Annotated in this window: 22 protein-coding genes and 1 other RNA gene; 10 read left to right on the top strand and 13 right to left on the bottom strand. The window is 72.8% G+C overall.

Annotation, left to right across the window (positions count from 1 at the left end; translation table 11 throughout):
* Positions 1-29: 29 nt before the first annotated feature.
* The 3 genes from yaaA to ACFYX4_RS02565 all read right to left on the bottom strand — a co-directional run bounded on the left by yaaA (position 30) and on the right by ACFYX4_RS02565 (position 2,249).
* Positions 30-812, bottom strand: coding sequence for a peroxide stress protein YaaA (gene yaaA / locus ACFYX4_RS02575; RefSeq protein WP_389324571.1), 783 nt, complete (start codon positions 810-812; stop codon positions 30-32).
* Between the two features lie 112 nt (positions 813-924).
* Entirely contained in the window at positions 925-1,500 is a 576-nt protein-coding gene (locus ACFYX4_RS02570) for a hypothetical protein (protein WP_389324568.1), read from the bottom strand.
* Positions 1,497-2,249 (bottom strand): MerR family transcriptional regulator, encoded by a 753-nt coding sequence (locus tag ACFYX4_RS02565; protein WP_389324565.1) that lies wholly within the window; start codon positions 2,247-2,249, stop codon positions 1,497-1,499. Before ACFYX4_RS02565 ends, ACFYX4_RS02570 begins: the two co-directional genes overlap by 4 nt.
* A gap of 159 nt (positions 2,250-2,408) precedes the next feature.
* Between ACFYX4_RS02565 and ACFYX4_RS02560 the strand changes: the two genes are divergently transcribed.
* From ACFYX4_RS02560 to ACFYX4_RS02545, 4 genes are all read left to right on the top strand, one after another.
* A complete protein-coding gene (locus ACFYX4_RS02560; RefSeq protein WP_389324562.1) occupies positions 2,409-2,987 on the top strand; it encodes a Uma2 family endonuclease in 579 nt (192 codons plus the stop codon).
* Positions 2,988-3,057: 70 nt separating this feature from the next.
* Positions 3,058-3,459, top strand: an RNA gene (rnpB, locus tag ACFYX4_RS02555) — RNase P RNA component class A.
* 96 nt (positions 3,460-3,555) lie between these two features.
* Positions 3,556-3,858, top strand: a complete 303-nt coding sequence (locus tag ACFYX4_RS02550; RefSeq protein ID WP_389324560.1) for a hypothetical protein — start codon at positions 3,556-3,558, stop codon at positions 3,856-3,858.
* Between the two features lie 210 nt (positions 3,859-4,068).
* A complete protein-coding gene (locus tag ACFYX4_RS02545; RefSeq protein WP_389324557.1) occupies positions 4,069-4,638 on the top strand; it encodes a hypothetical protein in 570 nt (189 codons plus the stop codon).
* 68 nt (positions 4,639-4,706) lie between these two features.
* Here ACFYX4_RS02545 and ACFYX4_RS02540 read toward each other — a convergent pair whose 3' ends face one another.
* Positions 4,707-5,027 carry a MazG-like family protein gene (locus ACFYX4_RS02540; protein ID WP_389326686.1) on the bottom strand — a complete coding sequence of 107 codons (321 nt, stop codon included), beginning with the start codon at positions 5,025-5,027 and terminating at the stop codon, positions 4,707-4,709.
* 146 nt (positions 5,028-5,173) lie between these two features.
* Positions 5,174-5,746, bottom strand: coding sequence for a DoxX family protein (locus ACFYX4_RS02535; protein ID WP_389324554.1), 573 nt, complete (start codon positions 5,744-5,746; stop codon positions 5,174-5,176).
* 164 nt (positions 5,747-5,910) lie between these two features.
* Between ACFYX4_RS02535 and ACFYX4_RS02530 the strand changes: the two genes are divergently transcribed.
* The 3 genes from ACFYX4_RS02530 to ACFYX4_RS02520 all read left to right on the top strand — a co-directional run bounded on the left by ACFYX4_RS02530 (position 5,911) and on the right by ACFYX4_RS02520 (position 9,432).
* Positions 5,911-6,237: a nuclear transport factor 2 family protein gene (locus ACFYX4_RS02530; protein ID WP_389324551.1), complete on the top strand. Its 327-nt coding sequence runs from the start codon at positions 5,911-5,913 to the stop codon at positions 6,235-6,237.
* A gap of 69 nt (positions 6,238-6,306) precedes the next feature.
* The gene (locus ACFYX4_RS02525) at positions 6,307-7,329 is read left to right on the top strand and encodes an aldo/keto reductase (RefSeq protein ID WP_389324548.1); all 1,023 of its coding nucleotides are present in this window, start codon (positions 6,307-6,309) and stop codon (positions 7,327-7,329) included.
* Between the two features lie 462 nt (positions 7,330-7,791).
* Positions 7,792-9,432 carry an alkaline phosphatase D family protein gene (locus ACFYX4_RS02520; protein ID WP_389324545.1) on the top strand — a complete coding sequence of 547 codons (1,641 nt, stop codon included), beginning with the start codon at positions 7,792-7,794 and terminating at the stop codon, positions 9,430-9,432.
* 4 nt (positions 9,433-9,436) lie between these two features.
* Here the strand turns inward: ACFYX4_RS02520 and ACFYX4_RS02515 are convergent, their stop codons facing one another.
* From ACFYX4_RS02515 to ACFYX4_RS02505, 3 genes are all read right to left on the bottom strand, one after another.
* A complete protein-coding gene (locus ACFYX4_RS02515) occupies positions 9,437-10,432 on the bottom strand; it encodes a small ribosomal subunit Rsm22 family protein (RefSeq protein ID WP_389324542.1) in 996 nt (331 codons plus the stop codon).
* Positions 10,433-10,710: 278 nt separating this feature from the next.
* The gene (locus tag ACFYX4_RS02510; protein ID WP_389324539.1) at positions 10,711-11,775 is read right to left on the bottom strand and encodes a serine hydrolase domain-containing protein; all 1,065 of its coding nucleotides are present in this window, start codon (positions 11,773-11,775) and stop codon (positions 10,711-10,713) included.
* Positions 11,776-11,831: 56 nt separating this feature from the next.
* A complete protein-coding gene (locus tag ACFYX4_RS02505) occupies positions 11,832-13,253 on the bottom strand; it encodes a multidrug effflux MFS transporter (RefSeq protein WP_389324536.1) in 1,422 nt (473 codons plus the stop codon).
* 83 nt (positions 13,254-13,336) lie between these two features.
* Between ACFYX4_RS02505 and ACFYX4_RS02500 the strand changes: the two genes are divergently transcribed.
* The 3 genes from ACFYX4_RS02500 to ACFYX4_RS02490 all read left to right on the top strand — a co-directional run bounded on the left by ACFYX4_RS02500 (position 13,337) and on the right by ACFYX4_RS02490 (position 15,898).
* A complete protein-coding gene (locus tag ACFYX4_RS02500; RefSeq protein ID WP_389324533.1) occupies positions 13,337-14,335 on the top strand; it encodes a Gfo/Idh/MocA family protein in 999 nt (332 codons plus the stop codon).
* Positions 14,336-14,408: 73 nt separating this feature from the next.
* Positions 14,409-15,032, top strand: coding sequence for a TetR/AcrR family transcriptional regulator (locus ACFYX4_RS02495; protein WP_389324530.1), 624 nt, complete (start codon positions 14,409-14,411; stop codon positions 15,030-15,032).
* 134 nt (positions 15,033-15,166) lie between these two features.
* Positions 15,167-15,898 carry a bifunctional DNA primase/polymerase gene (locus ACFYX4_RS02490; protein ID WP_389324527.1) on the top strand — a complete coding sequence of 244 codons (732 nt, stop codon included), beginning with the start codon at positions 15,167-15,169 and terminating at the stop codon, positions 15,896-15,898.
* 46 nt (positions 15,899-15,944) lie between these two features.
* Here ACFYX4_RS02490 and ACFYX4_RS02485 read toward each other — a convergent pair whose 3' ends face one another.
* The 5 genes from ACFYX4_RS02485 to ACFYX4_RS02465 all read right to left on the bottom strand — a co-directional run bounded on the left by ACFYX4_RS02485 (position 15,945) and on the right by ACFYX4_RS02465 (position 21,384).
* Positions 15,945-16,958 (bottom strand): hypothetical protein, encoded by a 1,014-nt coding sequence (locus ACFYX4_RS02485; RefSeq protein WP_389324524.1) that lies wholly within the window; start codon positions 16,956-16,958, stop codon positions 15,945-15,947.
* On the bottom strand, positions 16,906-17,790 hold the full coding sequence (gene efeU / locus ACFYX4_RS02480) for an iron uptake transporter permease EfeU (RefSeq protein ID WP_389324521.1): 885 nt from the start codon (positions 17,788-17,790) through the stop codon (positions 16,906-16,908). The genes ACFYX4_RS02485 and efeU overlap by 53 nt, the downstream gene beginning before the upstream one ends.
* A 3-nt stretch (positions 17,791-17,793) precedes the next feature.
* Positions 17,794-19,221: an iron uptake transporter deferrochelatase/peroxidase subunit gene (gene efeB / locus ACFYX4_RS02475; RefSeq protein WP_389324518.1), complete on the bottom strand. Its 1,428-nt coding sequence runs from the start codon at positions 19,219-19,221 to the stop codon at positions 17,794-17,796.
* 16 nt (positions 19,222-19,237) lie between these two features.
* Positions 19,238-20,377, bottom strand: coding sequence for an iron uptake system protein EfeO (gene efeO / locus ACFYX4_RS02470; protein ID WP_389324514.1), 1,140 nt, complete (start codon positions 20,375-20,377; stop codon positions 19,238-19,240).
* A 188-nt stretch (positions 20,378-20,565) separates the two neighbouring features.
* Complete coding sequence (locus ACFYX4_RS02465) at positions 20,566-21,384, bottom strand: heme ABC transporter ATP-binding protein (protein ID WP_389324511.1); 819 nt, start codon at positions 21,382-21,384, stop codon at positions 20,566-20,568.
* Between the last annotated feature and the right edge of the window lie 310 nt (positions 21,385-21,694).

Raw genomic sequence — 21,694 nt, 5'->3', positions numbered from 1 at the left:
CCTGAGGGCTAAGGCCCAAGGCCTGAGGGTCAGTGGATCTCCTCCACCAGCACATCCAGCGTCCACGCCGTCCCCGCCCGCACCGGAGCCTTCTCCTCCACCACATAACCGAGGTCCCGCAGCGCCACCACCAGCTCGGCCGGATCCTTCGGGGCCGCACCCGTCGTCAGCAGGCCGCGCACGATCCGCCCCTTCGTCGCCTTGTTGAAGTGGCTGACCACCTTCCGGGTCGGCGCGTGCAGCACCCGCACGCTCGCCGTCCGCGCCGCGACCTCCCCCTTCGGCTTCCACGCCGCCGCGTACGCCGCCGACCGCAGGTCCAGCACCAGCCCGTCCCCGGCCGCCTCCGGCAGCACGGCCGCCATCGGCGTACGCCAGTACGAGCCCAGCGCCCCGAGCCCTGGCAGCTTCACGCCCATCGAGCAGCGGTACGAGGGGATGCGGTCCGTCACGCGGACGGCGCCCCACAACCCCGAGAACACCAGCAGCGACCTGGCGGCCCGCTTCTTCGCGGCCGCGTCCAGCGAGGCCAGGTCCAGGGCGTCGTAGAGGACACCCGTGTAGATCTCCCCGGCCGGACGCGCGCCCGCCGTGCGCAGCTCGACGTTCTTCGCGACCTCGCCGCGCAGCCCCTCGCTCAGCCCGAGCACCTCGCGCGCCTTCTCCTCGTCGCCCGCGCACAGCTCGACCAGCTCAGCCAGAACGGCCTCACGTGCGGCGGCGAGCCCCGGCAGCGACAGCGACTCCGGCTTCAGCGGCGCGCCACGACCGGAGGCGGCCTTTCCCTCGGACGGGGGCAGCAGGACGAGCACGAGCGGATCTCCTTCAGTAGGGCCTGCGGGGCCTGCGGGGCCTGCGGGCGGGGCAGGGCAGGACAGGGCTCCGCGCCAGCGTACGGGGTGCAGGGCGCCCTCCCCTCCGCCTCTACCGCCCCGCCGAGCCGGCCCGAGCCCCCTCGGCAGCCTCCCCGACGGCCTGTCCGAGGGCCTGACGGAGGGCCCGTACGAGATCCCGCGGATCGTCCGCGTGCAGCCGCACCACGTCCACCTCCCGGCGGCGGCGACCGAGGAGGCCGACGTGGAGGAGCGGCGTGGTCAGCTCCAGCGTGACGGAGGTCTGCGAGCCCACCGGCAGGTGCAGCTCACGCTCGGCACGCGCGTGCGTGGAGCGCGGCTCGTGCCGTACGGCGGCGATCCGCTCCAGCGGGATCCGCAGATCGACGTGGACGGCGTGACGCACGCGCAGTCCGTCGCCGTCCAGGAGGTGCGGACGGACCCGGCAGCCCGCGTACCGCCCGACCAGCACGACCACCGCGCTGACGTGCAGGAACAGCACCACCGCGTGCACGGCCGGCCACCCCCGCAGCAGCACCGACATCGTGAACGTCTCGACCAGGCACACGAACGCCAGCCCGGCCGTCACCGCGCCCTGCCCTCGCGCGTACCCGAACACCCGCCCGTTCCCGAACACCCGCCCGTCCCCGACGAGCGTCGTTCTCACGACCGGCCGCCTTCGGCGAGGAGGCGCAGCGCCCGGCGGACGGCCTCCGCCTGGGCCGGGGCGAAGTCGGCGTACAGGGCGCGCAGGAAGGTGTGGTCGTGATCGATGTCCGCCGGCTGAGGGAGCAGCTCCGTCGGGGTGCACTCGGCGAGCCTGCGGGCGGCGTTCTCGACGCGGGGGTCGTCCGGGGCGGCGTCGGCGAGCGCGTCGAGCAGCGCGTACGCCTCGTGGGCGCGGGCCACCGCCTCCGGAGACGCCACCACCGCGCCGACCGCCGCCAGCAGCCGCTCCCGTTCCGCGGGCGTCGCGGCCGTGTCGATCAGCGCGAGCACCTCGCGGTCCCGGGCGGCCATGGGGGAGGCGGAGGCGGGGATGCCGGTGAACAGCGCGGCCAGCTCGGGCGAGACCGGCCCCTCGGCGGGCAGCTCCTCCGCGTCCAGCAACGCCCGGAGCCGCGCCCGGCGTTCGCGGAGGGCCGTCTCCTGCCGGGCCAGGTCCTCGTCGAGCTCGGTGAGCACCTCGACGAGGTCCTTCCCGGCGTCGTCCGCGAGCACGTCCCGCACCTCGGCCAGCCCGAGCCCCAGCTCGGTGAGCCGCCGGATCCGGGCGAGCGTGACGGCGTGCCGCAGCGTGTAGTCCCGGTAACCGTTCGCGCGCCGCTCGGGCTCGGGCAGCAGGCCCAGGTGGTGATAGTGCCGGACGGTCCGCGTCGTGACGCCGACGGCCTCGGCGAGTTCTCCGATCCGCATGAGCCCAGTAGAGAGCCTGACGTCGCGGCAGGGTCAAGCGCCCGGTGTCCCGCCGACGCCGGTGCTCCTGTGCCACGATCGAGGGAACGGTTCCCGATCCCACGGACAGGTGATCCGACGATGCCCGACTCTGGCGAGCGACCGAAGGAGGGGCGTGACATGACCGCCATGGCCCACGAGCCGCTCACGCAGGGAGAGGTCCTGCTGGAGGGCTTCCTCGCTCTGGACACCCCGGAAGGGTTCCGGGCGGAGCTCGTCGAGGGGGAGATCGTTGTGACGCCGCCGCCGGACGGGGATCACGAGCACTGCATCAGCCGCATCATGCGGCAGGTGATCAAGCTGTCTCAGACCGAGATGGACTGCTCGGGCAACAAGGGACTGAAGCTGGCGAAGGCGGAGGGCTGCCCCAGGGACCACGTGATCCCGGACGGCACCTTCGCGCCGGCGGCGCTACAGCTCTACCGGGGCGCCGAATCCTGGATGCCCTGCCAGGGCGTCGCCATGGTGCTGGAGGTGACCTCGACCAAGCCGAGGGCCGACCGCGAGGTCAAACGCCGCTGCTACGCCCGCGCCGGCGTCCCGCTCTACCTGCTCGTGGACCGCGACTCCGCCGAAATCACGCTCCTCGGCGACCCCAGGCAGGACGACTACCGCCGACGCTGCACCGTCCCCTTCGGCAAGCCGCTCACGCTCCCCGAGCCGTTCGCCTTCGACCTGGACACCTCGGACTTCCTCTGACGGCCGGCTCCGTGTCACGGCCGGCGGCCCGAGGAGCCGCTCCCGCCCGGTACCATGTCCACACGGCAGACGAGCCGGGCGGACGGCCGCGTGAGGTCCCCTAGGGGGCTTCCCGAGGAACGTCCGGGCTCCACAGGGCAGGGTGGTGGCTAACGGCCACCCGGGGTGACCCGCGGGACAGTGCCACAGAGAACAGACCGCCGTGGGCTTCGGCCCTCGGTAAGGGTGAAACGGTGGTGTAAGAGACCACCAGTGCCCAGGGTGACCTGGGCAGCTAGGTAAACCCCACCCGGAGCAAGGTCAAAAGGAAACACCCCGGTGTTTCTGCGCGGACGATCGAGGGCTGCCCGCCCGAGTCCGCGGGTAGACCGCACGAGGCCGACGGCAACGCCGGCCCTAGATGGATGGCCGTCTCCCCGGCCGCCGCGAGGCGCCCGGGCGACAGAACCCGGCGTACAGCCCGACTCGTCTGCCGCCACCTGCGGCTTCGCCTCGGGAAGGGCCTCTGACCTGCGCCGGAGGTCCTTTCCGACTCGTGGTCGAGTGGCCGGTCAGCGGGGAACGCATCGTGGGGAACAAGAACTTCGTCGCGGTGAACCGCGAGTACCCGGAGGGTTGGTCGATTCGGGTGCTGCGGATCGTGGCTGAAGGCAGCGAGGTGGTCTCCGAGGTCGAGGTGCCGCATGACGAGTTCGGTGTGTTCCGTGTGGCCTCATTCTGGACCGTCCAGGAGGGACGGATCGCGCGCGGCCGGGAGTACTGGACGAGTGTGGGGGCTGATCGAGCCGCCCGGAGTGGCGGGCGGCTCTGGTCGAGCCCATGCGAGGCGGCGCTGCCGCTCGCGGCGAGGTTCCGGCTGATGTGGCCGTGACGTAGCAACGGCCGCACAGGTTGGGCGAGTTGCCCGTAGAGTTCGCCCCCAAGTGCCAGGCCGCGCGGGAGTCGGCGCCGCACGAACGGCGTGGTGGAACCCGTCGGCGGGCCGCCGGAGCCGGTCCATTGCAGCGACTGTTCTCGCTCCGCCTGCTGATCCCCCCACCAGAGCGTGAAGTCCGCCCGCCGACGATCCTCGGGAGACCCCATGCCGCCCCGGACGCGCCCCACCCGTCCGCTGGCCCTGCCCGGAGCACTGGTCCTGGCCACCGCCCTGATGACCGCAGGCCTGACCGGCTGCTCCGCGCTGTCCCCGTTCAACACCTGTGACGACACCGAGGCGCGGCTGAAGGAGCTGCGCTCCCAGTCGATCCTGGACTCCACTCCCGAGGGGGCGACCGCCCCGAAGGGGCTCGACTCGGTCGACTCGCGCTGCATCGACGACACCGGCGACGCTTGGCTCTACGCCGCGCGCGTCTACGCATTCCCCGGCTCCCGGCAGGAGGTCGTCGACTTCTACCGCACCGCCGCCAAGGCGGACGGCTGGCGCCTGCGGCCCGACCCCGGGGACCTGAGCACCCCCGAAACAACGGCGGGACTGTGCTTCACCAAGGGCGGGGACGGTGATGCCCTCCTGCTGACCGTGCAGTTCATTACGGCCGAGGATCTGAAGTTCGAGCACGACTACGACGCCGGGCCGGAGTTCGACTCAGGCCCCGGATTCGAGATAGAGGTCGGCTCCGAGACGGACGGTGCGAAGGTCGGCTGCTGGGACTGACGCCCGGGGCTTTCGGAGCCAGCGCAGGTCTGGGTCGGCGCTTTCCGCCGGCGCGGGCCTCTCGGCGTTCACGTCGGCAGCGAGCGTGCCGCCACGCGGGTCAGGTGGTGGGTGAAGGTTTCCCTGGGGTGTGGGGTCAGGGTTCGCAGGGCCACCAGGGCGGTGATCGCGACGTCGCAGAGTTCCGCTTCGACGTCCTCCCAGGTGTGGGTGGCGCCCTTGCGGGGGTTCCGGCCCGTCGCTCCGATCACCGCCTGGGCCGCCTCGCCGACCTCCTCCGACAGCTTCAGGAGGCGCAGGAGCAGGGTCGTCTCGCGGGCGTCGGCGGGGCGGCGGTCCGCGGCTTCGAGCCAGGCCCACAGGGCGTCCACCGTGTCCCAGAGGTCGATGCCGTCGGGGGTGGCGTCTCGTGCGCCGGTGCGGACAGGGGCGCTGCGGACAGAGTCCGTGCACTCGGGGCCGGTCAGGTGAAGGCTCCTGCGTTCGGGCGGCGTTGCGTCGCTCTCGGTCATGGGCCCATGCCTGCCCCGACCGCCTAGTCCTCGAACAGCGGCTCCTGTTCGCCCTCCCTGCGTCGCCGCAGGCGCCTCTCGCGCAGGCCCACGATCAGGGTCGTGGCCGCCGCCGCGACGCCCAGGGCCGCCGGGACCATCCAGCCGCGGTTGACCGCATGGCCCAGGGCGTGGTCCAGGGAGAGGCGGCCGGGGCCCGTGATGGCCAGGGACACGCCGGTCAGGGCCAGGGAGGCGGCGTACTCGTAGCCGCCGCTCTGGGCGAAGAAGCCGTTCGGGACGTGCACCGCGGACGCGCCCGCCATCGCGCCGGCCGCCGCCGCGCCCGCCGCCGGGGTGGCCAGGCCCAGCGCCAGCAGCGTGCCGCCGCCGGTCTCCGCGAGGCCCGCCGCCGTCGCGCTCGCCTTGCCCGGGGCGTAGCCGACGGACTCCATGAACTGGCCGGTGCCCTCCAGGCCGTGCCCGCCGAACCAGCCGAACAGCTTCTGCGTGCCGTGCGCCACCAGCACTCCTCCGGTGCCCAGCCGCAACAGCAGCAGGCCCAGATCACGTCGATCGAAAGCGGTCGTGGCGGTCTTGGCGGTCTTGGCGGTCATGATGGCTCCAGAGCGGCAGGCGACATGGGTCCCCGTACGGATGGGTCCCCCTGTGCGCGGGTCCCCCCTTCGGTTGTCCACCGTCGCACCCCTCACACCCGTCCGGCCCGCCCCGAAGGCCGTTCGGGTGGCGGGGCGCGGGGGGCGGTGTGACGCTGGCCGGTATGACGATCCATTCCGGAAAACTCACCGACCCGGCCGTGCGGGCCTTCGTCAGCGCTGTCAACGCCCATGACAGGGACGCCTTCCTGCGCCTGCTCACCCCGGACGCGACCATGGCGGACGACGGCTCCGACCGCGACCTCGCCGAGTGGATCGACCGGGAGATCTTCTCCTCCCACGGCCATATGCAGGTCGACAACGAGTCGAACGGCGGTCACGTCCTCCTCGCCCGCTACAGCAACGACACCTGGGGCGAGATGCGCACCAAGTGGCGGTTCGTGGTGGAGGACGACGGGCGGATCTCCCGTTTCGAGACCGGTCAGGCCTAGAGATCCCTCCAGCGAAGAGACGTACGGGGCTTGCGCTCGGGTGCGCTTCAACTCCTGGCGTTCTCGGGCATGGAGACCACGACCACGCAGAGAAACACGAACAAAAATACGCACAGAACACTCGGGCGCAGCGGTATTCCCGTCAGTCCCCTCGGGTTCGGGTGCTGGGCCATCGGCGGTGAGTGGCAGGACGCGGGCGTGCAGCCGCTCGGGTGGGGCAAGGTCGACGACGACGAGTCCGTACGGGCCGTCCGTCGCGCCCTCGACCTCGGCGTCACGTTCTTCGACACCGCCGACAACTACGGCGCCGGACACAGCGAGCGGATCCTCGGCCGCGCCCTCGGCAAGCGGCGCGACGATGTCGTCCTCGCCACCAAGTGGGGCAACCTCTTCGACGAGCGCACCCGCACCGCGTCCGGGCAGGACGCCTCCGTCGAGTACGCCCGCACCGCGCTCACCGCCTCGCTCACCCGGCTCGGCACCGACCGCGTCGACCTGTACCAGCTGCACATCGGCGACGCCCACCCCGCTCAAGCCGCCGAACTCCGTGACCTGTGCGAGGAGTTCGTGCGGGACGGGCTCGTCCGCGCCTACGCCTGGAGCACCGACGACCCTGCCCGTGCCGCCGTGTTCGCGAAAGGTGAGCACTGCGCCGCCGTCCAGCACGCGGTCAACGTCCTCCAGGACGCGCCCCGCATGCTCGCCCTGTGCGAGGAGTCGGGCCTCGCGAGCGTCGTCCGCAGTCCGCTGGCCATGGGGCTGCTCGCCGGGAAGCGCAGGAGCGGTGAGGCGTTGGAGGCGGGGGACATCCGCAGTCGGCCGCCGGCCTGGCTGGAGGGGTTCGAGGACGACGGCTCCGGCGCCGACCCCGAGTGGCTCGGCCGGGTCGACGCGCTCCGGGACGTCCTCACCAGCGGCGGTCGCACCCTCGCGCAGGGCGCCCTCGCCTGGCTGTGGGCGCGCAGCCCCCGGACGATCCCGATCCCCGGGTTCCGTTCGGTCGCCCAGGCCGAGGAGAACGCCGGCGCGATGGAGAAAGGACCGCTCAGCGCGGGGCAGTTGAGCGAGGTGGACCGAATCCTCGGGCGCTGAGCGGGGATGAGCAGCACTGAGTGGCGCTGAGCGCGCCGAGCGGGGCTGAGTGGCGCCTGCGGCCCGCCCCGCACCCGGCCCCACCCCTACACCCGGTCCCGTCCCCGCCCCGACACCCGCCCCCGCACCCCCAGCACGCAGTTCACGGCAGCCGTTCCACGGTGCGGTGTGCACCTCGCGGTCCTGCGCGAGGCCCACCCCCAACTCGCGCCGTGGAACGGCTGCCGTCCTCCCCCTCGGGCATGGTCAATGGGAGTTTGATGCTCCGTATGTGAAGCTTCTGTGGAGGACCAGTCGAGCATAAGCCTCCGACCGGTAGCAATGGGTCGGAATGCTTAATTCCTTTTGTAGAGGTTGGCCGTTCGTCATCGGACTGTTGTGTACGCGCCAATCTCGGGTCGTTCCAGGGTCGTCCCCGGCCACTCCAATGGCTCCCGAAGCCATTCGTCAGGGGAGGACCGGATGACACCCGCAGTCCAGCTGTCCCAGCACGCCCCCGAACTCCGCGCAGCCGCCCGGCACATCGGGCGGCGTCGCTTCCTCACCGTCACCGGCGCCGCCGCCGCGCTCGCCTTCGCGGTGAACCTGCCGGCCGCCGGCGCCGCGGCCGCCGCCGAACTCGACCCCGCGCGGATCACCGACAATCCCTTCACCCTCGGCGTCGCCTCGGGCGACCCGCTGCCCGGCTCGGTGCTCCTGTGGACGCGCCTCGCCCCCGCCCCGTACCAGCCCGACGGCGGACTGCCCGCCGAACGCGTCCTCGTGCGCTGGGAGTTGGCCCACGACGAACAGTTCCGACGGGTCGTCAGACGCGGTGCCGTCACCGCGCACCCCGAGTTCCACCACACCGTCCACGTCGAGGTCGGCCACCTCGACCCCGACCGGGTCTTCCACTACCGCTTCCACGTGGGCGGCTGGACCAGCCCGACCGGACGCACCCGCACCGCGCCCACCCTCCGCGCCCGCCCGTCGGAACTGACGCTCGCCGCCGTCTCCTGCCAGGCCTACGCCGACGGCTACTACACCCCGTACGCCCATCTCGCCCAGGACGACGTCGACTTCGTCTTCCACCTCGGGGACTACCTCTACGAGTACGCGATCAACTCCACCGGCAACAACCGCAACTACACCGACCGGACCCTCCCGGCCGTGTTCAACCGCGAGACGGTGACCCTGGAGGACTACCGCCTGCGCTACGCGCTCTACAAGTCCGACCCCGACTTGATGGCCGCGCACGCCGCGCACCCCTTCGTCGTCACCTGGGACGACCACGAGACGGAGAACAACTACGCCGACGACACCCCCGAGAACGACGTCCCGCCCGAGGAGTTCCTGCTGCGCCGCGCCTCCGCCTACCGCGCCTACTGGGAGAACCAGCCGCTGCGCCGCCCCCAACTCCCCGCCGGCCCCGACATGCGGCTCTACCGCCGGCTGCACTGGGGCCGGCTCGCGCAGTTCGACGTTCTCGACACCCGTCAGTACCGGAGCAACCAGGCCTACGGCGACGGCGCGCAGCTTCCCGGACCGGACATCGACGATCCCTCGCGCACGATGACCGGGCAGGCGCAGGAGCGGTGGCTGCTCGACGGGTGGCGTGCCTCGCGGGCCCTGTGGAACGTCGTGCCGCAGCAAGTCACCTTCTCGCAGCGCAAGTTGGACCTCAACCCGGTCGCGAAGCTGTCGATGGACGCCTGGGACGGCTACCGCGCCTCCCGCCGCCGCGTCCTCGACGGCGCGAAAGCCGCCGACGTCGACAACCTGATGGTCCTCACCGGGGACGTGCACGTCGGGTACGCCTTCGACATCAAGGACGACTTCGACGACCCCGCCTCCCGCACCCTCGGCACGGAGATCGTGGCCACGTCGATCGCCAGCGGACGCGACGGCGCCGACAAGCCCGCGAACTGGAACACCTACATGACCGCCAACCCGCATCTGCGCTTCTACAACGGCCGCCGCGGCTACGTCACCGTCTCCCTCGGCCGTGACCTCGCCCGCGCCGACTTCAAGACCGTCCCCTACGTCACCACCCCGGGAGCGCCGGTCGGCACCGCCGCGTCCTTCGTGACGGAGGTCGGCGAACCCGGGCTGAAGCCGGCCTGACCTGCTACGCCGACGGCGGCCAGGCGTCGCCCCAGTCGGCGTCGCGGGCCGTCTTGTACAGGTCACCGTGCTTCTTCGTCACCGTCGTGCGGCTCAGGCGCTCCTCGGTCTCGCACAGGTCGAGGAGCACCTGCCCCTTGCGGATCTGCGGGCGGCGGACCACCCGGGCGGGGGCCGGCTCCACGGGGAAGCGGGCCGCGGCGACGTAGCTGAACTTCTCGTCCTCGTACGGGAGCGAGCCGCCCTTGACCTGGCGGTGCAGCGAGGAGCGGCTGACCCGGGCCGAGAAGTGGCACCAGTCCGTGCCGGGGACGATCGGGCAGGCCGCGCTGTGCGGACAGGGGGCCGCGATCCGGAAACCGGCGGCGAGCAGGCGGTCGCGCGCCTCGATGATCCTCGCGTAGCCGTCCGGGGTGCCCGGCTCGACGATCACCACGGCACTGGCGGCGGAGGCGGCCGCGTCCACGAGGGCCGCGCGGTCGGGGGCCGGGAGTTCGTTGAGGACGTAGGAGACGGTGACCAGGTCGACGGGGTCGAGCGTGAGCGCCGGGCCGATGCGGGCGCGCTGCCAGCGGGCCTCGCGCAGCGGCGGGTGGGCGGCGGCGAGCTCCCGGCCGAGGGCGAGGGCGGGCTCCGCCCAGTCGAGGACGGTGACCGGGCGGGGGTGCGGGGACGGCCAGGTGGCGGTGACCGCCCATGTCGCCGCGCCGGTGCCGCCGCCGACGTCGGTGTGGCCGGCGGGGGTCCAGTCGGGTACGGCGTCCGCGAACGCCTCCAGCGCGGAGCGGACCGCCTCGAAGGTCGCGGGCATGCGGTACGCGGCGTACGCGGCGACGTCGGCGCGGTCGCGGAGGATGGGGGCGTCGGTGGGGGTGGCGCCGCCCCGGTAGCTGGCGATCAGCCGGTCCACGGCCTGGGCGGCCTGCTTGGGCGGGAGGCCGTTCAGCAGGGTGGCGAGGCTGCTGCGCAGGGCTTCGGACGAGGGGGTTGGGGCGGTCACCCGGTGATTCTATGTGCGGCGGTGTCGGTGCCGGCCTCGCTGGGGGCGGAGCCCCCCGGACCCCCCGTCGCTGGGGGCGGGGCCCCGGACCCCCCGTCGCTGGGGGCTGCCGCCCCCAGGCCCCCGCTTCGGCCCTGGACGGGCCTCGTCCTCAAACTCCCCCAGAGGGGGCACCCCCAGACGGGCTGATTTGTCCCCACCATCGCTCGAAAGTGGCCGCCGGACGGGCTGGATCACCGCATCCCCCGATTCACCCTCACCGCGCCCCCACCTCCCCCTCACCGCACCCCCCGCCTCACCCGCGTCCCCGCCCCCGCCCGCGGCCCGCTGTCCGGGGGGCGGCGGCGGGGGTGGACCGTGTTCGCCAGGAGTACCAGGAAGGTGTCCGTCGCCGGGTCCACGACCAGGGACGTTCCCGTGAAGCCCGTGTGGCCCGCCGCGCCGTTGCCCGACAGTTCGCCCATGAACCAGGGCTGGTCGACGGCGAAGCCCAGGCCGGGCGGGGTCAGGAGGAGGTCGACGAAGTCGGGGCCGAGGACGCGGGCGGGGCCGTAGGAGCCGCCCGACAGGAGGGTGCGGCAGAAGACCGCCAGGTCGGGTGCGGTGGAGAAGAGGCCGGCGTGGCCGGCGACGCCGCCCAGCGCCCAGGCGTTCTCGTCGTGCACCTCGCCCCGCAACATGCCCCGGTCCGCCTTGGCCCAGGGGCGGCGCTGGTCCTCCGTCGCCGCCGCGCCGGGGCACGGGCCGAAGCGGGTGGACGTCATGCCGAGCGGGCGGGTGATCCCCTCGTGGACGAGGACGTCCAGCGGGCGGCCGGTGAGGCGTTCCAGGAGGTGCTGGAGGAGCAGCATGTTCAGATCGGAGTAGGCGTAGCGGCCCGGCTCGCCGACCGGGGCCTCGGCGCGCAGGAGGGCGAGGCGTTCGGCGTCGTCCGCGCAGTCGTACAGGGGGAGTTCGGGGCGCAGGCCGGAGGTGTGGGTGAGCAGCCCGCGGACCGTGAGACCGTGCGCGGCGGCCGCGTGGAAGTCGGGCAGGTAGGCGCCCACCCGGGCGTCGATGCCCAGCGTGCCGCGCTCGATCTGCTGCACCGCCGCGACCGACGTGAACAGCTTGGTCAGCGACGCCAGGTCGAACGGGGTGTCGACGGTCATGGGGACCCGGGCGGCCGGCGGCAGCTCCACGCCGGCGTCGGCCTCGGCGTCGTAGGCCGCGTACCGAACCGCCCAGCCCGCCGCCTCCCGCACCGCGACCACCGGACCGCGCCCGGCGACCACCACCGCGCCCGCCGCCCAGGGGCGCGCACCGGCGGTGAGGTCCCGCACCTCGCGCACGAGACGGCGCATCTCCTCGGGGTCGAGCCCGGCCCGTTCCGGGGTGTCGACCCGCAGCCTCGGTGCGCTCAGCTGTCCTCCCCGGCCCGCGCCGTGGCCCGGGTGACGGAACCCCCGTCCTCGGCTCCCGTTCCCGTACCCGCCCACGGCCGGCACAGCCCCACGAAGCAGCCCAGCGCCACCAGCGCCGCCGTCAGCTGGACGACGGCCATCGGGACGGCCGTGTCCTCGCCCGCGACGCCGACCAGCGGCGACGCGATCGCGCCGATCAGGAACGACGACGTGCCGAGCAGCGCCGCCGCCGAGCCCGCCGAGTGCCGCACCCGCATCAGGGCCAGCGTCTGCGCGTTGGGCAGCGTCACGCCCATCGCCGACATCAGGACGAACAGGGCGACGGCCACCGGCACCAGCCCGGCCTCGCCGAACACGCCCGTCGACATCAGCAGCAGCGCCGTCGCGGCCAGTACGACGACCGTCAGGCCGACGGCGAGGACGCGGTCCAGGCGGACCCGGCCCACCAGCACCTTGCCGTTGAGCTGGCCGACCGCCACCAGACCGATCGAGTTCACGCCGAACAGCAGACTGAACGTCTGCGGGGACGCCCCGTAGATCTCCTGGATCACGAACGGCGAGGCCGAGATGTACGCGAACAGCGCGGCGAACGCGAAGCCGCCGGTGAGGAGGAAGCCGGTGAAGTGCGTGTCGGCGAGGAGGCCCCGCATCGAGCGCAGCGCCTCGCCGACCCCGCCCGACTGGCGTTCGGCGGGCGGCAGCGTCTCCGGGAGCTTCGCCGCGACCACCCCGGCCAGCAGGATCCCCACGGCGGTCAGCAGCACGAACACGCCGCGCCAGTCCGTCACCCGCAGGATCTGCCCGCCGATCAACGGCGCCACGATCGGGGCGACGCCCGAGATCAGCATCAGGTTGGAGAAGAAGCGGGCCATCGCCACGCCGTCGTACAGATCGCGCACCACCGCCCGCGCGATCACGATCCCGGCCGCGCCCGCCAGTCCCTGCGCCAGCCGGAACGCGACCAGCGCCTCGACGGTGGGCGCCAGCGCGCACAGGGCCGTCGCCACGATGTACACGGCCAGACCGGCCAGCAGCGGACGGCGGCGGCCCCAGCGGTCGCTCATCGGACCGACCACCAGCTGCCCGAACGCCATCCCGGCCAGACAGGCGGTCAGGGTGAGCTGGACCGTCGCCGCGGGCGCGTGCAGGGAGCGGGTGACCTCCGGGAGCGCCGGGAGGTACATGTCCATCGCCAGCGGGGGAGTGGCGGTCAGACCGCCGAGGATCAGCGTGACCAGCAGCCCGGTCCGGCGCCGCGCCCGCAACGCCTCCGCCGGGACGCCCGGTACGACGCCGGCCGTGACGCCTTCCGTGGTGCTCGCGTCCGCGCCCCGTACGCCGTCCGGTGTCATGTCCACCGGAACGTCCCGTGCCGCGTCCCGTGCCGCGTCCGGTGTCGACGCCCCGCCCTCGGGCATGTGACCCCTCCCTCTCCGACCTCTGCGCCACCTATGCTCTCAGCTCGAACGGACTGCTGGGACGGCACACGAGGGCGGGCGGGATGACGAGCGACACAGTGCGGTGGGGGATCCTGGCGACCGGCGGGATCGCCGCCGCGTTCACGGCGGACCTGATCGACCTGCCGGACGCGGAGGTCGTGGCGGTCGCCTCGCGCACCGAGACCTCCGCAAAGGCCTTCGCCGAACGGTTCGGGATACCCCGCGCCCACGGCGACTGGGACGCGCTGGCGCACGACGACGACATCGATGTCGTCTACGTCGCCACCCCGCACTCCGCGCACCGGACCGCCGCCGGGCTCTGCCTGGAGGCCGGGCGCGCGGTGCTGTGCGAGAAACCGTTCACGCTGAACCTCCGTGAGGCCGAGGAACTCGTCGCGCTCGCCCGCGACCGCGGGCGCTTCCTCATGGAAGCCATGTGGATGTACTGCAACCCGCTGATCCGCCGGCTGAAGACGCTCGTCGACGACGGCGCGATCGGCGAGGTGCGCACCGTCCAGGCCGACTTCGGCCTGGAGGGCCCCTTCCCGCCCTCGCACCGGCTGCGCGACCCCGCCCAGGGCGGCGGCGCCCTGCTCGACCTCGGCGTCTACCCGGTCTCCTTCGCCCACCTGCTGCTCGGCGAGCCCGACGGCGTCGCCGCGCAGGCCGTCGTCTCCGCCGAGGGCGTCGACCTCCAGACCGCGGCCGCCCTGTCCTGGGACTCCGGCGCGCTGGCCGCCCTGCACTGCTCCGTCGTCGGCGGTACGGGCACCTCCGCCTCCGTGACCGGCTCGCGCGGCCGGATCGACATCCCGTCCGGCTTCTTCCACCCCGACCACTTCGTCCTGCACCGGGCCGGCCGCGACCCGGAGAAGTTCGCCGCCGACCCGGCCGACGGGCCCCGCTCGACCATGCGGCACGAGGCCCGCGAGGTCATGCGCGCCCTGCGGGCCGGCGAGACGCAGTCCCCGCTCGTCCCGCTGGACGGCACCCTCGCCGTGATGCGCACGCTCGACGCCGTCCGGGAACGGATCGGGGTGCGCTACCCGAGCGAGGGCTGACCCGCCCGCCCCGCCGCCCCGTGGCCCTGCGGAGGCGAGACGGCCCGTCTCACTCCCTTGGTACCGTCGACCCATGGTCACCCAGTCCGGCAAGCCGGCCCCCGACACCGCCCGTCGCAGTGAGAAGTCCCGGCGCGCCATCTACGACGCGGCGCTCGCCCTCGTCGCCGAGGCCGGCTACCCGAAGACCACCATCGAGGGCATCGCCGCCCGGGCCGGCGTCGGCAAGCAGACGATCTACCGGTGGTGGGGGTCGAAGGCCGACGTCCTGCTGGAGGCGTTCCTCGACCTCTCCGAGCAGGCCGCCGAGGCCGCGGGACAGGCCCCCTACGCCATCCCGGACACCGGCGACCTCGCCGCCGACCTCAAGGGCGTGCTGCGCGCCACCGTCGACGAACTCCTCGACCCCCGGTTCGAGGCCCCCTACCGCGCCCTTGCCGCCGAGGGCCTCGTCAACGAGGAACTCGGCCGCCGGTTCGTCGCCCAGCTGCTCGAACCCCAGCTCCAGCTGTACGTCACCCGCCTGCGCTCGGCGCAGCGCGCCGGGGACGTCCGCGCCGACGTCGACCCGCGCATCGCCCTGGAACTCTTCGTCTCCCCGCTCGCCCAGCGCTGGCTCCAGCACACGGCCCCCATCTCGCACGAGTACACCGACTCCCTCGTCTACTACGCCCTGCACGGCCTCATCCCGAGATGACCCCGAGATGACCCCGAGGCCCCATCCGTCACCCCTCGCCCCACCTGCCCCGATTAGGTGCTCCGGACCCCGATGCGCAGGATGATGAGACGATGAGGCATGCTGTCCGGACCAGAGCGAGGGCAAGGGGCTAGATGAGCGCGGAGTTCGGTGGCCGAAGCGGCCGGCAGGGCAAACTCTCCCAGTGGCTGCGCGGACGCCGCCCGAAGGAGGCCGCCGACGACGGCGGCCGTGAGGCCCTGCTGCTCGCCGCCGCCGAAGCGGGACTGCCCCTCGCGCCGGCCGCCCACCCGGTCTCCGGCTACCGGTGCTCCTGCGACCGGGTCGGCTGTCCCACCCCCGGCCGGCACCCCGTCTCCTTCGCCTGGCAGACGCAGTCCACCACCGACCGCGCCCAGGTCGAGCGCTGGGCCCGCCACCAGCCGCAGGCCAACTTCATCACCGCGACCGGCACCACGCACGACGTCCTGGACGTCCCCCTGGAAGCGGGCCGTGAAGCCCTGGACCGGCTGCTCGGCTCCGGCGTCGAGGTGGGCCCGGTCGCCGTCGGCGACGACGGCCGCATGCTCTTCTTCACCCTCACCCGCGGCACCCCCGAGGACGAGGACGAGTGGTGGCCGTGTGAACTGGACTGCCACCCCGAGACCATGGACGAACACCCCGGCCTGCGCTGGCACTGCCGCGGCTCCTACGTCCTCGTCCCGCCCGCCCGGCTCCCCGGCGACGACGGCCAGTCCGTCCGCTGGCTGCGAGGCCCCGAACACCCCCTGCCCGACCCGCTGACCCTGCTGGAGCCCCTGACGGACGCCTGCGCCAGGCACGTCGACCAGGGGGACCACGCGGCCACGGGATGGCAGCGCTTCTAGCGGCTCGCCAAGAGCACCTGCCGCACCCGGCCGACGCCCAGGCGTCTCACTCCCCCCTCGCCGCCGTCAACCCCTCGAGCCGGCTCAGCAACGACACACCCTTTCCCCCGGCGGAGCCACCCCGCACGACGGCCACCTCGTTGGCCACGAACTCCATGGTCAGCGTCCGCCCGACCTCCCCGGTCGTCAGCGCCCGCACGTTCTGGTTCGGCGCCGGCACCGAAGTCCCCGTCGCGGCCGTCTGCTTGACGTAGTGGTGCGTGGCGAAGAAGACCAGCGCCCCGCCGTCCGCCGTGCGCAGCGCCAGCGGCGCGAACTCGCCGCCGGTGAGCGGCTCGTCGATGTACTGCGTGACCAGCCCCGGCTTGATGGAGTTCTTCGCCCGCGCGGCGCGCAGCTCGCTCGTGTACGCGCCGTCCGCGAACGCCGTCCCGCCGTTCTTGAGATACGTCGCGTAGTCCTTGCTCAAGTCCTTGGGCGCGCGCGTCAGTTCGGCGGCGTCGGACGGGACGGCCGGGGTCCAGCCGTCCTTGTCCTTCGCGAACGCGGGCAGCGCGCCCGGCGCCACCAGCGTCAGATACGCGGCCTCCCACGGGTCCGACAGCGCGTCCCGGGTGAACACCAGCACCCAGCGCGCGTCACCGCCCTTGTTGGCCTTGGCGTCCGCGACGAACCAGCGCGGCCAGCCCGCCTTCTCGACGATCGTGTACTTGACGTCCGTCAACACCAGCGGAGTGTGCCGAGGGTTGCCGTCGGGGCTGTTGACCTTCCCCGCCTTCAGCCGCGCCGCGTCGATCGCGCCGAGCGCGCCGGTGGTGTGTCCGGCGTCGAGGGAACTGTCGTACGCCGCATCGGCTTTGTTGTACGCGGTCGTGAACTCCCGTAGCGCCTCGGCGGCTTCGGCCCGGGTGGCCGCGGGGAGCACCTCGCGCTCCCCGTGGACCACCACGCAGCCGCTCGCCGTCAGCGAGACGGCGGTGAGCGCGAGTGCCGTCAGTGCGTTGCGGTCACGCCCGAGGAGCCGTGGACGGCCGGTCGTCAGGCTGCGTTCCCTGGTCATCAGGTGCGTTCACCTTCCCCTTCCCGGAGGCGAACCCTACCGGGGCGAGGAACAGCGCGAGCGTCGGGACCAGGTACAGCAGCCACACCGTGACCTGGAGGACCGTCGGATCGGGCTGGAAGTTGAACACGCCCTTGAGCAGCGTCCCGTACCAGCTGTCCGGGGGGATCGCGCCGCTGACGTCGAAGGCCTTGTCGGTCAGGCCGGGCAGCCAGTCGGCCTCCTGGAGGTCGTGGAAGCCGTACGCCAGCACACCGGCCGCGACGACGACCAGCATGCCGCCCGTCCAGGTGAAGAACTTCGCCAGGTTGATCCGCACCGCGCCCTGGTAGAACAGCCAGCCGAGGAGGACGGCCGTCGCGATGCCGAGGGCCGCGCCGATCAGCGGGCGCGGGGTGCCGTCACCGGCCGCGTGCACCGACGCCCACACGAACAGGGCGGTCTCCAGGCCCTCCCGGCCGACGGCGAGGAACGCGGTGGCGACCAGCGCGCCCGTGCCGACGGCGAGGGCCGCGTCCAGCTTGCCGTGCAGCTCCGCCCTCAGATGCCGGGCGGTGCGCCGCATCCAGAACACCATCCAGGTCACCAGGCCGACCGCGAGGATCGACAGGGAGCCGCCGAGCGCCTCCTGCGCCTCGAACGTCAGCTCCTGGGAACCGAATTCGAGCGCGGAGCCGAAGCCCAGCGCGAGCAGCACCGCGACGGCGACGCCCGCCCAGACCGGTTTCAGGGCGTCCCGGCGGCCGGTCTTCACCAGGTAGGCGATGAGGATGCAGACGACGAGACTGGCCTCCAGGCCCTCGCGCAGTCCGATCAGATAGTTGGAGAACACGGGTTACGCCTCCTGCCCACTGCCGGAGAACAGCGTCCGCCCCCACCAGTCGCCGGTGTCCCGGACGCCGGGCGGGACGGCGAAGACCGCCGAACCCACGTGCTGGATGTACTCGTTGAGCGCGTCGGTCGCCAGATTCCGCTGGACGGCGATGAATCCCTTGCGCACGTCCCGCTGGTAGGCGAGGAAGAACAGGCCCGCGTCCAGGCGGCCCAGGCCGTCGGTGCCGTCGGTGAAGGAGTAGCCGCGGCGCAGGATCGTCGCCCCGCCGTTGGAGTCGGGGTGTGCGAGCCGCACGTGCGCGTCGGGCAGCATCGCCTTCAGGAACGGCTCGTCGCGCTCCTTCGCCTTGCCGACGGGCGCGCCCTCGCCCTTGTCCCGGCCGAAGATGTCCTCCTGCTCCTGGAGCGAGGTGCGGTCCCAGGTCTCGACGTGCATCCGGATCCGGCGCGCGACGAGATACGAACCGCCCGTCATCCAGGCCGAGTTGTGGTCGGTGTCCTTCGCCCCGACCCACACGAACCTCTCCAGCCGGTCCGTCTCGGTCCCGGCGATGTTGCGGGTGCCGTCCTTGAAGCCCATCAGGTTGCGCGGGGTCTGCGCCTCGGGCGTGGTGGAGGAGGTCTTGCCGAATCCGAGCTGCGACCAGCGGATGACGACCTTGCCCATGCCGATCCGGGCCAGGTTGCGGATCGCGTGCACCGCGACCTGCGGGTCGTCGGCGCAGGCCTGGACGCACAGGTCGCCGCCGCTGCGGTTCGCGTCGAGGTTGTCCCCGGCGAACTGCGGCAGCTCGACCAGCGCCTCGGGTCGCCGCGCGGCGAGCCCGAACCGGGTGAACAGGGACGGCCCGAAGCCGACGGTCAGCGTCAGCCGGGACGGCTTGAGGCCCAGCGCCTCCCCGGTGTCGTCGGGCGGCGCCTCGGGCAGCCCGCCGTACGCGCCCTCCCCGACGGCCTTCCCGGCCGTCATCCGCCGGGCCGCCTCCGTCCAGTCCTTCAGCAGCCGGACGAACTCGGCGCGGTCGTCGGTCTTCACGTCGAACGCGGCGAAGTGCAGCCGGTCCTGGACGGGGGTGGCGATGCCCGCCTGGTGCGTGCCGTGGAAGGCGACGGCCGCGCCCGCCGCCGCGGCGTCCGGCTCGGCGTCGCCACCGGCGCGGGCCATCGCGACCGCCCCGCCGGCCCCGGCGGCCCCGAGCACGAGGCCCGCCCCACCCCACCCGATCAGGGCGCGCCGGGTGGGCGCGGCGGCGGCGGTGGCTCCGCCGGCGTCAGCGCTGTTGGTCGCCTCAGCGCTGGCGGCCGTCGCGTCGGTGGTGGCGGTCGTGTCAGCGGTGCCGGTCCTGTCGGTCTTGTCGGGGGCGGCGGTCGTGTCTGCGGTGCCGGTCGTCGTGTCGGGGGTGCCGGCTCGGTCGTCCGTGTTCGTCATGCCGGTGCCTCCTGGCTCACTTCGCGACGGCGGCGGCGAGCTTCGACAGCGGCTCCGCGAGCGCGTTGACGCCGTCCGACAGCTCCTTGCGCCCCGCCGCGCCGACCTTGTCGTACGAGGTGAAGTCGTACGAGGTCTTGTCCGCGCGGTACTTGTCCAGCAGCGCGTTCAACGCGGCGAACTGCTTGTCCAGTTCGGTGACCAGCGCCGCGTCGTTCTCCTTCGCGACCTCCCTCAGCAGCTCGTACGACTGCTGCGCGCCCTCCACGTTGGCCTTGAAGTCGACGAGGTCGGTGTGCGAGTAGCGCTCCTCCTCGCCGGTGACCTTGCCGGTGGCGACCTCGTCGAGCAGCTCCTTGGCGCCGTTGGCCATGGAGGTCGGGGTGATCTCCGCCTTGCCGACCCGCTTCTGCCAGTCCTTCAGATCGGTGATCAGCTGATCGGCGAGGGCCTTCTCCTCGGCGCCGATCTTCTTGTCCTGCCAGAGCGCCTTCTCCAGCCGGTGCCAGCCGGTCCACTTCTGGCCGTTCTCCAGGCCGTCCGCGCGGACGTCGACCTTGGGGTCGATGTCGCCGAAGGACTCCGCGACCGGCTCGGTGCGCTCCCAGCCGATGCGGGAGGGCGCGTACGCCGTCTTCGCGGCCTCGATGTCGCCGGCCTTCACGGCCCGCGCGAACACCTCGGCCTTCGGCAGCGTCTCGTCGGCCTGCTGCTGCGCGTACGTCCGGTAGGCGGCGACGGCCTTGTCCAGCCGCGGGTCGCGCGCGGCCACCGAGCCGCCGGTGACCTTCAGCGACTGGCGGATGCCGTCGCCCTTCATGCCCGGCTTGCAGGCGATCTGGTAGTCGCCGGCCTTCACCTCGGCGGTGACGCGCTGCTTGGTGCCGGGGCCGATGTTCTCGCGCTCGGTCACCACCCGGTCGTCGGGGAAGAGGACGTAGACCTCGGTGACCTTGGACCCCTTGTTCTCGATGGCGAGTTCGACGTGCCCGGCCGCTATCTCCTTCAGGGAGGTCTCGCACTTGTCGTCGGTGGCGGTCACGGTGATCACGCGGTCGCCGCCCGCGGAAGCGCTCTTCTCGGTGCAGCCCGTGACGGCGGTCAGGGCCACCGCGGTCGCGGCGGCGGTGACGACGGAGAGTCTGACGGCGTGCATGGGGCTCCCAGGGTGGCTGAAAAACAGCGTGACCGCACTCACATCAACGTAGTGAGGCTCGCCTAACTTAGCCGCCCCTAATCTCTCTGATACCTGCCCGTGCCGTGATTCAGCTCTCATAGACGGTGTAAGAGCACGAGCCCATCACGGAGGTGGAAAACGGACCCCACAGGAGAGTCAAAGGGAGTTCAAAGAACGCGTCGCGGGGTCACGAGGACCGCGCCCGTCCGGGGATGCGCGAGCACCTCGACCGGTTGGTCGTACACCTCCGTCAGCAGCTCCTCGGTGAACACCTCGGCGGGCGGCCCGTCCGCCGCGACCTGCCCGCGGTGCAGGATCGCGACGCGGTGCGCGTAGGCCGCGGCGAGCCCCAGATCGTGCAGCACGACGACGACGGCGTCGCCCGCGGCGGCCCGTTCCCGGCAGATCCTCAGCACCAACTCCTGGTGTTTCAGGTCCAGTGCGGCGGTGGGCTCGTCGAGCAGCAGCAGCGGGGTGCGCTGCGCGAGAACCCGGGCGAGCGCGACTCGGGCCCGTTCACCGCCGCTGAGCGCGGAGAACGGGCGTGCGGCGAACGCGGTCACCTCGGTGGCGGCCATCGCCTCGGCGACGGCGAGGTCGTCCTCGGCGGGGGAGGAGTCGTGCGGCGCCCTTCCCATCCGCACGACGTCCTCCACCGCGAAGGGGAACGACAGCACGGCCGCCTGCGGCAACACCGCCCGCCGCAGGGCGAGTTCGGGCGCGGACCAGGCGCCGGCCTCCCGCCCGCAGATACGCACGCTCCCGCCGACGGCAGGCAGATCCCCGCAGACGGCCCCCAACAGGGTCGACTTCCCGGCCCCGTTGGGCCCCACAAGAGCAAGCACCTCCCCAGCCCGAACCTCAACCCCCACCCCCCGAAGCACATCCCGCCCCCCGAGCCGCACCCACAACCCGTCGACTTCGACGAGAACATCACCGGGAGAGAAGGGGGGAGGAGGGGTGGGCCGGGGCCGGAGAAGTCTCATCGGGGGTCCTTGGGGAGAGGGAGGGGGGACGCGGGGGAGGGCTGCTGGGGGAGAGGGTGCAGGGGGGAGGGGGTACAGGGGGAGGGGCGCAGGAGCGGGCGGGGCGGGGCGAAGCCCCAGCCCCTCCAGGGGCGCGGGGCTGTATCGATATGCGGCTCCGCCGCGTTGGCGCGACCAGCCACAGGCAACCCGCACCCGCACGGAGTGCAAACGCCCCCGCCCTGTAGGCGCACCCGGGGTCCGGGGCGGAGCCCCGGGGTTGGCCCGCCACTCGGCCGACCGAGACGGGCGGGTGGGTGGGCAAGGCAGG

Source organism: Streptomyces sp. NPDC002328 (assembly GCF_042890065.1).
Lineage (GTDB): Bacteria > Actinomycetota > Actinomycetes > Streptomycetales > Streptomycetaceae > Streptomyces.
The sequence above is the reverse complement of the archived record's forward strand: the minus strand, read 5'-3'. Positions and strand labels throughout refer to the sequence as shown.

What these genes read in the sequence shown, in the direction of transcription:
- ACFYX4_RS02545 (WP_389324557.1), top strand. Translation starts at nt 4,069, where the DNA reads ATGCCGCCCCGGACGCGCCCCACCCGTCCGCTGGCCCTGCCCGGAGCA.
- ACFYX4_RS02520 (WP_389324545.1), top strand. Translation starts at nt 7,792, where the DNA reads ATGACACCCGCAGTCCAGCTGTCCCAGCACGCCCCCGAACTCCGCGCA.
- ACFYX4_RS02465 (WP_389324511.1), bottom strand. Translation starts at nt 21,384, where the DNA reads ATGAGACTTCTCCGGCCCCGGCCCACCCCTCCTCCCCCCTTCTCTCCC.
- ACFYX4_RS02510 (WP_389324539.1), bottom strand. Translation starts at nt 11,775, where the DNA reads ATGCGCCGTCTCGTGCGCGAGGTGCGGGACCTCACCGCCGGTGCGCGC.
- efeO (WP_389324514.1), bottom strand. Translation starts at nt 20,377, where the DNA reads ATGCACGCCGTCAGACTCTCCGTCGTCACCGCCGCCGCGACCGCGGTG.
- ACFYX4_RS02530 (WP_389324551.1), top strand. Translation starts at nt 5,911, where the DNA reads ATGACGATCCATTCCGGAAAACTCACCGACCCGGCCGTGCGGGCCTTC.
- ACFYX4_RS02525 (WP_389324548.1), top strand. Translation starts at nt 6,307, where the DNA reads ATGGAGACCACGACCACGCAGAGAAACACGAACAAAAATACGCACAGA.
- ACFYX4_RS02500 (WP_389324533.1), top strand. Translation starts at nt 13,337, where the DNA reads ATGACGAGCGACACAGTGCGGTGGGGGATCCTGGCGACCGGCGGGATC.
- ACFYX4_RS02495 (WP_389324530.1), top strand. Translation starts at nt 14,409, where the DNA reads ATGGTCACCCAGTCCGGCAAGCCGGCCCCCGACACCGCCCGTCGCAGT.
- ACFYX4_RS02490 (WP_389324527.1), top strand. Translation starts at nt 15,167, where the DNA reads ATGAGCGCGGAGTTCGGTGGCCGAAGCGGCCGGCAGGGCAAACTCTCC.
- ACFYX4_RS02565 (WP_389324565.1), bottom strand. Translation starts at nt 2,249, where the DNA reads ATGCGGATCGGAGAACTCGCCGAGGCCGTCGGCGTCACGACGCGGACC.
- ACFYX4_RS02560 (WP_389324562.1), top strand. Translation starts at nt 2,409, where the DNA reads ATGACCGCCATGGCCCACGAGCCGCTCACGCAGGGAGAGGTCCTGCTG.
- efeB (WP_389324518.1), bottom strand. Translation starts at nt 19,221, where the DNA reads ATGACGAACACGGACGACCGAGCCGGCACCCCCGACACGACGACCGGC.
- ACFYX4_RS02485 (WP_389324524.1), bottom strand. Translation starts at nt 16,958, where the DNA reads ATGACCAGGGAACGCAGCCTGACGACCGGCCGTCCACGGCTCCTCGGG.
- ACFYX4_RS02535 (WP_389324554.1), bottom strand. Translation starts at nt 5,746, where the DNA reads ATGACCGCCAAGACCGCCAAGACCGCCACGACCGCTTTCGATCGACGT.
- ACFYX4_RS02505 (WP_389324536.1), bottom strand. Translation starts at nt 13,253, where the DNA reads ATGCCCGAGGGCGGGGCGTCGACACCGGACGCGGCACGGGACGCGGCA.